Genomic DNA, 8,039 nt, shown 5'->3' on the forward strand with positions numbered 1-8,039 from the left:
GTGTCGCGTTATCCGCCGATGGTTCCGATCGGGACGATCTTGCCGCCCTCGACCTTGTACCCGTAGACGGTCGGCGCCTGGAGCTCACCGGTGGAGTCCCACTTGTAGTGCTTGCTCAGGCCGTCCGCGTCGTAGTTCTTCACCCAGTCGAGCAGGCCCGCACGGGTGGTCTTGCCGTGATCGATGCCCGAGAGCAGGATCGTGGCGGCGTCGTAACCCTCGATCGAGTACGTGCCGGGAGCCGCGTTGGCGAGCTTCTGGTACGCGTCGGCGAAGGACGGGATCAGTTCACCCGGGATGCAGGGGCAGCTGAAGTACGTGTTGTTCGACGCGTTTCCGGCCAGCTTGATGAACTGGTCGTCCTTCACGCCGTCGGGTCCCACGAACGTGCCCTTGAAGCCCTGGTTGACCAGCTGCTGGTCGAACGGAGCGGCCTCGGCGTAGTAGCCGGCGTAGTAGACGGCATCCGGCTTGGCGTTGAGGATCTTCGACACCGTCGCGGAGAAGTCCTTCTGTCCGGTCGTCACCTTGTCGGTGCCGACGAGCACGGAGCTGCTGAGGCTCTTGGTGACCTCACCGGCCAGGCCGATGCCGTAGTCCGAGTCGTCCTGGACGACGTAGATCTTCTTGGCCTTGAGCTGGTCGGTCATGAACTTGGCCGCCGCCGGACCCTGCACGGCGTCGTTGCCGAGGCCGCGGAAGAAGGTCGTCCAGCCCTTCTGAGTGAGCGTCGGGTTGGTGGCCGACGGGGTGATGTGCACGAGGCCCGCCTGCTGGAAGATGTTGCCCGTGGCCTGCGACTCACCCGAGAACGGAAGGCCGACGACGCCGACGATGTCCTTGGAGTTGACCGCCTGCGTCACCGGGCCCGTCGCCTTCTGCGGGTCGCCCTCGGTGTCGAACTTCTTGAAGGCGACCTGGCACTTGGGGTTCGCCTGGTTGTGCTGGTTGATGGCCAGCTGGATGCCGTTGTAGATGTTGATGCCGAGCTGGGCGTTGGGGCCCGTCTCCGCGCCGATGTAGGCCAGAGACACGCCCGAGCACGTGGCCTTTCCGTCGCCGGCGGGGAGCACGGCGTCCTTGGGCGTCGTGACCGACGTGATCGCCGGGATGTTCACGCCCGGATTCGATCCCGTGGACGAAGTCGAGTTGGTGCTCGGCTGGTTCGCACAGCCGGCGAGCAGGAGCACGGCCGCCGCAGCGGAGATGCCTGCCAGTGTCGTCTTACGCAGCATGTATTCGCCTTCCAGGTGGGTGCCGTGGGACATCGTGCTGTCGACGCCGACGGTCAGGGTGCGCCTGACACTACCCGGCCCGGCACCGAACCACAGCACTTTTGCGAGCACCGTGTCGAAATTGTCACAATCTGGCCGTCTCGGCGGGTGGCATCCTTCTGTCCCAATCCGGTCACTGCCGCCATCGGCCGCGGCTGCGACTTGTCCTGCCCGACGACGGGGCGCTAGCGTGCCGATCGCGCGTGCGCCGTCCCGGCGCACCTCTCGAAAGGAGCGGCATGGCCGAGCACCAGGGTCGTCGATCACGCAAGCGCCTCACCGTCTTCATCGCCACCGGTGCGTGCGCCGTCGCGATGGCGCTGACCGGCTCGGGGGCCGCGAGCGCCGCCACCGCACCGGCGACGGTCCGCTTCCCCGGCTCCGTGCCCGCGTGGGCCACTCACGCGAACGACGCCGGAGCCCCGGCCACCGACACGACCGTCGAGGGCGAGCTCTACCTCGAGCTGCGTGATCCGGCCGGCGCTGCGGCTCTCGCCAAGGCCGTCTCGGATCCGATGAGCCGGCAGTACCGCCACGCCCTCAGTCCGGCGCAGTGGATCGCCCGGTACGCGCCCGCCCAGTCGACCTACACCCAGGTCGTGCGCTATCTGACGAGCAAGGGTCTGACGATCACCGGCACACCGGCCAGCCGCGAGTACGTCGTCTTCCGCGGCTCCGCCGATCAGGTGAACGCCGTGTTCGCCACGCGCCTGCACAGATACCGCCACGACGGGCGATCGCTCATCGCCCCCTCGTCGGCGCCTGTTCTTCCGTCCGGCATCGGCAGGTCGGTGCTCGCCGTGGGCGTCGATCAGTCGCGCGCGCTGACCCGGCCGGACTCCATCGACCGCGACAAGGATCAGGGCGGAAAGACCCGCGCCGTCCAGCGCACGATGCAGCAGCGCGCCGCGTCGCCGCGGACGCCAGCGACTCCGGCCGACGTGAGTGCGCCCTGCTCCACGTACTGGGCTCAGAACCAGGCCATCCTGCCCGCCGCGTACGGCACGACCTCGTTCAACACGAACATCTGCGGCTACGTCCCCGCTCAGCTGCGGTCCGCCTACGGCCTGTCGAAGCTCGAGGCCGCGGGGCTGCAGGGCCAGGGTCAGACGATCGCCATCACCGATGCGTACGCCTCGCCGTCGATCCTGCAGGACGTCGACGGCTACTCCGCGCAGAACGGGGAGCCGGCCATGACGTCGGACCAGCTGAGCCAGATCGTGGCCCCGACGATGTACGACGAGGCGGCGTGCGGCTACCCCAGCGGATGGCAGGGCGAGGAAACCCTCGACGTCGAGTCCGTGCACGCGATCGCACCGAAGGCGCACATCCTGTACCTCGGCGCGATGAACTGCGGAGGCGGACTCGACATCGCCCTCTCGACGGTGCTGGACAACCGCCTCGCGAACATCGTCAGCAACAGCTGGGGCGACGTCGGCGAGGACGTGCCCGCGGACGTCATCGCCGGCGAGCAGAACCTGCACATCCAGGCGGCCGGCGAGGGCATCGGGCTGTACTTCTCGTCCGGTGACAACGGCGACGAGACCGGAAACCTCGGCTACGCCTCGCCCGACTTCCCGGCATCCTCGCCCTGGGTGACCGCCGTCGGCGGCACCTCCCTCGGCATCGCGCAGAACGGTGGCATCGCCGTCGAGAGCGGGTGGGGTTCGACGCTGGACAAGGTCGCGAAGGACGACCAGACCGGCGCGCTCTCGTATCTGTCCCCCCTTCCCGGCGACTTCGGCGGGGGCGCGGGTGGCGGCGTCAGCGCCGTGAACCCGCAGCCCTGGTACCAGCGCGGCGTGGTGCCGGGCTCCCTCGCTCGCGGCATGCGCGTCTCCCCGGACGTCGCGGCCCTCGCAGACCCGTACACCGGGTTCGAGATCGGCATCAGCCCGATCACGGACGATGCCGCCCTGACCACCGGCGCCTACCAGAACGAGACGTACGGCGGCACGTCCCTCGCCGCTCCGCTCACCGCGGCGATGATGGCGCTGTCGCAGCAGCTGACCCACTCGGTGATCGGCTTCGCGAACCCGACCCTGTATGCGATCGACAGGATCGCGCCGCAGGCCTTCCGGGACGTTCGTCCGGCGCAGGGCGGCCTGGCCTACACGAGCGCGCACAGCGGCAACACCTACCTGGTGTCGTACGACACCGACACGTCGCTGACCACCGCCCGGGGCTACGACGACGTGACCGGAATGGGAGCGATCAACTTCGCGCTCGCGCAGCGGACGGGCCACGGTCACTGACCTTCCCGACTGCGCAGAAGCGGCGGGGCGGGCCTCACGGTCCGCCCCGCCGCTCTTTTCCGATCGGGCGGTGCGGTCCCCTCGGCGTGCTCCCAGCCCCGGACTCTTCCCCAGTCGGTCACCGGAGCGCTAGGTTTTGAATCGATGCGCGTAACCAGCGCGCCCTATGCGATCGCGATGAGCCCGAACTCACAGTCGCCGCATAGGATTACCAAGAGGTATCTGCGAGCCAGCACACAGAGAATCGAGGCATGACCGCCATGTCCCCCACCCAGACTCTTCAGCGCGCCGACGGGAGCGCTCCCCGCGTCCTCGTCGTCGACGATGAGCAGATGCTCACCGACCTGCTCTCCATGGCCCTTCGGATGGAGGGCTGGGAGGTGCGAACCGCGGCCTCCGGCTTCCAGGCCCTCCAGGTCGCCCGCGAATTCGAGCCCGACGCCATGGTGCTCGACATCATGATGCCGGACCTCGACGGGATGTCGGTGCTGCAGCGCCTGCGCCGCAGCGGCGACGACGTGCCCGTGCTCTTCCTCACCGCGAAGGACTCCGTGAGCGATCGGGTGGCCGGGCTCACGGCGGGCGGCGACGACTACGTGACGAAGCCGTTCAGCCTCGAGGAGGTCGTGGCGCGGCTGCGCGGCCTCATGCGCCGGGCCGGCACCGCCCGGGCGGGCGAAGCCGAGCCGATCCTGCGCGTGGGCGACCTGACGCTCAACGAGGACAGCCACGAGGTCGAGCGCTCGGGCACCGAGATCGAGCTCACCGCCACCGAGTTCGAGCTGCTGCGCTATCTCATGCGCAACCAGCGGCGCGTCGTGTCGAAGGCGCAGATCCTCGATCGGGTGTGGAACTACGACTTCGGCGGGCGGTCGAGCGTCGTCGAGCTCTACATCTCGTACCTGCGCAAGAAGATCGACGCCGGCCGCGATCCGCTCATCCACACGGTGCGCGGCGTCGGCTACATGATCAAAGCGCCGCAGTGACAGCAGAGACCGCGCCGATTCCGGAGGACCTGCCCGGTCACCGCCACGCGAAGCCGCTGACGCTGCAGACCCGCCTCATGGTCACCGTGATCGGCATGGTCGCGCTCATCCTGGTCGCCGTGGCGCTCGCCACCAGCACCATCCTCGGTCAGATCCTGATCGCGAACCTCAACTCGCAGGTGTCCGCCACGGCCGAACAGGCTCGCACGACACTGCTCGAATCCGCGCCGCCGATCACCCAGAGCGTCACCGCGGCGGCGATCCTCGCCGAGGGGCACTACCCCCCGGGCACGCTGCTCATCCTGCAGGCGGGCCCCGGGATCACCGGCGCGTACATGAACGAGCACAACGAAGTCGCGCGCCTGACGAGCGTGGAGATCATCCACATCGTGACGCAGGCAGGAGATTCGTCCGGTCCGCAGCAGAGCAACCAGCCGTACGTGACCGTGCGGGTCGACGGGGCCGGGGCGTACCGGATCACCGGTGAGAACTTCCGCCCGTACACGATCATCGTCGGCCTGCCGACGTCCGAGATGAACGCGACGGTCGCGCAGATCCTCACCACAGTGGCCCTGGTGACCACGGGTGGCCTGCTGCTCCTCGGCGTCGCGATCGCGCTCATCATCCGACGGGGCCTGCAGCCGCTGCGCGCAGTCGCCGACACGGCCGCGCACGTCGCCGCACTGCCGATGGCCGAGGGCGTGGTGTCGATCTCCGAGCGCGTCCCGGCGTCCCAGTCCGACGATCGCACCGAGATCGGCCGGGTGGGAGCCGCGCTGAACACGCTCCTCGACCATGTCAGCGCCTCGCTCACGGCGCGCCAGCGCAACGAGGAGCGGATGCGCTCCTTCGTGGCGGATGCCAGCCACGAGCTGCGCACACCGCTGGCATCCATCCGCGGCTACTCGGAGCTGTCGCTGCGGTCGCTACAGCGATCGGAGGGTCCGGCGGTGCTCGAGACCACCCAGCAGGCGCTCGAGCGCATCCAGGCCCAGTCGCTGCGGATGACGACCCTGGTCGAGGACCTGCTGCTGCTGGCACGGCTCGACGAAGGGCAGGAGCTCGTCTACGGCGCCGTCGACCTCACCCAGCTGTGCGTCGAGGCGGTCGCCGACGCGCAGGCCGCCGGCCCCGGGCACCGTTGGGACCTGGATGTCGCCGAGGTGCCGGTCGAAGTCGCCGGCGACGCGGCCCGCCTGCACCAGGTGCTCGCGAACCTTCTCGGGAACGCACGGACCCACACGCCCGAGGGCACCACCGTCACCACGCGCCTGCAGCGGGTCGGGGATCAGGCCCTCATCACGGTGCACGACGACGGGCCCGGTGTCGATCCGGCCGTCGCCGAGGAGCTCTTCGAGCGCTTCGCCCGCGCGGACAGGTCACGCGCCCGGAAGACCGGGGGGACCGGCCTCGGCCTGTCGATCGCGCGCGCCATCGTGCAGGCGCATCACGGCACGATCGCCGTGCGCAGCATTCCGGGCGACACCACGTTCGAGGTGCGCATCCCGGCCCTCGGCACGGTCGGCGCCCATGACATCACCACCGCGCAGCACGCGCGTCAGTAACCGCTGAACGCGTCCGTCGTGATGGACTTCGCCTTCTCGAGGGCGGGGGCGAGATCGGCGATGAGCGCGGCCGGACCGGAGATGTACGCATGGCGCGTCGCGAGGTCCGGCACGGCGAGCGGCAGCTGCGCGGCATCCAGCCGCACTCCCCCGGTCCACGTCCAGCCCGCCGGCAACGGGCCCGGATCATCCCGCATGAACACGACGACCGGGATGCCGGAGGCCGCGAGTTCGTCGAGATACGCCATCTCGGCGGTGTCGGAGACGACGTAGACCAGCACGATGTCGCGGGCGTCCCCGGACGCCGCGAGGTGACGCAGGTGCGAGACGAACGGCGTGACGCCGATCCCGGCCGCGACCAGCAGCAACGGCTCGGAATGGTGGCGGGGCAGCACGAAGTCGCCCCAGATGCCGGTGGCGGCGAGCACATTCCCGGCATCGGTCGCCGCCAGGGCGCGCTTGAAGGTCGACTGCGGCCCGCGGCCGTCCCGGAACGCGATGCGCACCTCGGGCAGGTCTTCGGGCGCGGAGACGATGCTGAACGGCCGGCGGGTGCCGCGCGCGTCCGGCCGGCGGTGCGGCACGTCGAGCTCCAGATACTGGCCGGCGGTGAACTCGAGACGGCGCTTGGTGGTGAAGGTCAGCTGCTGCACGGTGGGCGTCAGAGCCCGCCGCGACACCAGGGTGAGCCGCACCGCCTGCCGCAGCGCGAACGCGAACGCCACGGCGTTGCCGACGAGCAGCGCACGCTCGGCGCCGAGCGAGACCGGGAAGGAGCCGATGACCGGCGACCAGCCCACGAGCACGCCCACGATCGCCGCTCCGACGAGCTGCTGCCAGCGGCGCGGCGGCAGGGTCAGCGGCTCCGGGAGCATGAACGCGCCGAGGAAGAGCACCGGCGACGACCACAGCTGCTGCCAGAAGATCGTGCCGACATCCCACGGCGTCCCGGATGCCTGGTACTGCACGGCGATCGAGATCGTGCCGACCACCAGCGCTGCGCCCGCGAACAGCCCGACGACGCGCAGCTTCTCCACCCGCCACACGATGACGAGGCCGAGGAGCAGCACCACCGGGCCGAGCACCGGGGTGCCGACCCACCAGGCCGAGGTGCCGAGGCCGTACGCCCCCGACAGGGCCGTCACGAGGGTCAGCACGGCGGCGCCCGTCGCCGCCGGATTGAAGATGTGGCGTCCGCGCCACACCAGCATGTACTTGGAGAGGGATGCCACCGCGGCCGCGACGACGATGCCGACGAGACCGGCCGGGTCGATCGTGGGGCGCAGCACGAAGAAGAGGATGCCCGCCGTGATCAGCGACGACTCCACGCGCCACGGCAGACGCACGATGCGCTGGGCCGCGGCATCCACCCCCGCGCACACGGCGGCGAGCACGGCCGCGGTGACGAGGATGTCCGCCCAGCCCGGCGCCACCAGCCCCGCGAGCGACAGCAGCAGGGCGATGCCGGCCAGCACGGCGAGCTCGAGCAGCACGAGACGGTACATCGAGAACCGGCCCAGCAGGGCGAAGACGCGGTTGAAGGATGCGGTCAGCGCGACGATCACACGAACAACTCTGCCTCATTGCCGGGCGACCACTGCACACGGCCGTCGGTCAGCATGCGCACCCACGGCACGCCCCAGCGGTGCGCGACCTCCGGCCCGCCGTCGAAGAACAGGGCCGTGGCGGCGGCGTCCGCGCGCATGGCGGTGCCCGCCTGCGCCCACGTCGCCGCGACCGCATCGACGGGGACGCCGGTGCGGGCATCCAGCACGTGATGGAGGCCGCCGCCCCAGGCCCGCCGGTTCACCGCCGACGCGCACAGCGCACCGTCGGTCAGGGAGACGACCCCGATGGCACGCGCCGGATCGTACGGATGCTCCAGCGCGACGCGCTGCGGCATCCCGCGTGCGGCGATGTCTCCCCCGGCGTCGACGACGACACCTCCCGGAAGGGCGG

At 70.1% G+C, this 8,039-nt stretch carries 6 protein-coding genes; 3 read left to right on the forward strand and 3 right to left on the reverse strand.

The annotated features are described in order from the left end of the window. Window positions 1–8: 8 nt before the first annotated feature. Entirely contained in the window at window positions 9–1,346 is a 1,338-nt protein-coding gene (locus tag VJR25_RS08230; protein WP_324114430.1) for a branched-chain amino acid ABC transporter substrate-binding protein, read from the reverse strand. A 167-nt stretch (window positions 1,347–1,513) separates the two neighbouring features. On the opposite strand from VJR25_RS08230, the gene VJR25_RS08235 reads away from it, so the two are divergent. The 3 genes from VJR25_RS08235 (at window position 1,514) to VJR25_RS08245 (ending at window position 6,080) form a co-directional block, all read left to right on the forward strand. After that, window positions 1,514–3,529, forward strand: a complete 2,016-nt coding sequence (locus VJR25_RS08235; protein WP_324114432.1) for a S53 family peptidase — start codon at window positions 1,514–1,516, stop codon at window positions 3,527–3,529. Window positions 3,530–3,780: 251 nt separating this feature from the next. Next, window positions 3,781–4,515 (forward strand): response regulator transcription factor, encoded by a 735-nt coding sequence (locus tag VJR25_RS08240; RefSeq protein WP_324114434.1) that lies wholly within the window; start codon window positions 3,781–3,783, stop codon window positions 4,513–4,515. Next, window positions 4,512–6,080 (forward strand): sensor histidine kinase, encoded by a 1,569-nt coding sequence (locus VJR25_RS08245; RefSeq protein WP_324114436.1) that lies wholly within the window; start codon window positions 4,512–4,514, stop codon window positions 6,078–6,080. Before VJR25_RS08240 ends, VJR25_RS08245 begins: the two co-directional genes overlap by 4 nt. Here VJR25_RS08245 and VJR25_RS08250 read toward each other — a convergent pair. Together VJR25_RS08250 and VJR25_RS08255 are read right to left on the reverse strand one after the other, a co-directional pair. Further along, the gene (locus tag VJR25_RS08250; RefSeq protein WP_324114438.1) at window positions 6,074–7,645 is read right to left on the reverse strand and encodes a flavodoxin reductase; all 1,572 of its coding nucleotides are present in this window, start codon (window positions 7,643–7,645) and stop codon (window positions 6,074–6,076) included. The genes VJR25_RS08245 and VJR25_RS08250 overlap by 7 nt on opposite strands. After that, window positions 7,642–8,039, reverse strand: a 398-nt coding sequence (locus VJR25_RS08255; protein ID WP_324114440.1) for an FAD:protein FMN transferase, incomplete at its 5' end; no start/stop codon positions are given. The genes VJR25_RS08255 and VJR25_RS08250, both read right to left, overlap by 4 nt.

It is taken from the genome of Microbacterium sp., assembly GCF_035277845.1.
In the GTDB taxonomy this organism is placed as follows: domain Bacteria; phylum Actinomycetota; class Actinomycetes; order Actinomycetales; family Microbacteriaceae; genus Microbacterium.

What these genes read in the sequence shown, in the direction of transcription:
- VJR25_RS08235 (WP_324114432.1), top strand. Translation starts at nt 1,514, where the DNA reads ATGGCCGAGCACCAGGGTCGTCGATCACGCAAGCGCCTCACCGTCTTC.
- VJR25_RS08240 (WP_324114434.1), top strand. Translation starts at nt 3,781, where the DNA reads ATGACCGCCATGTCCCCCACCCAGACTCTTCAGCGCGCCGACGGGAGC.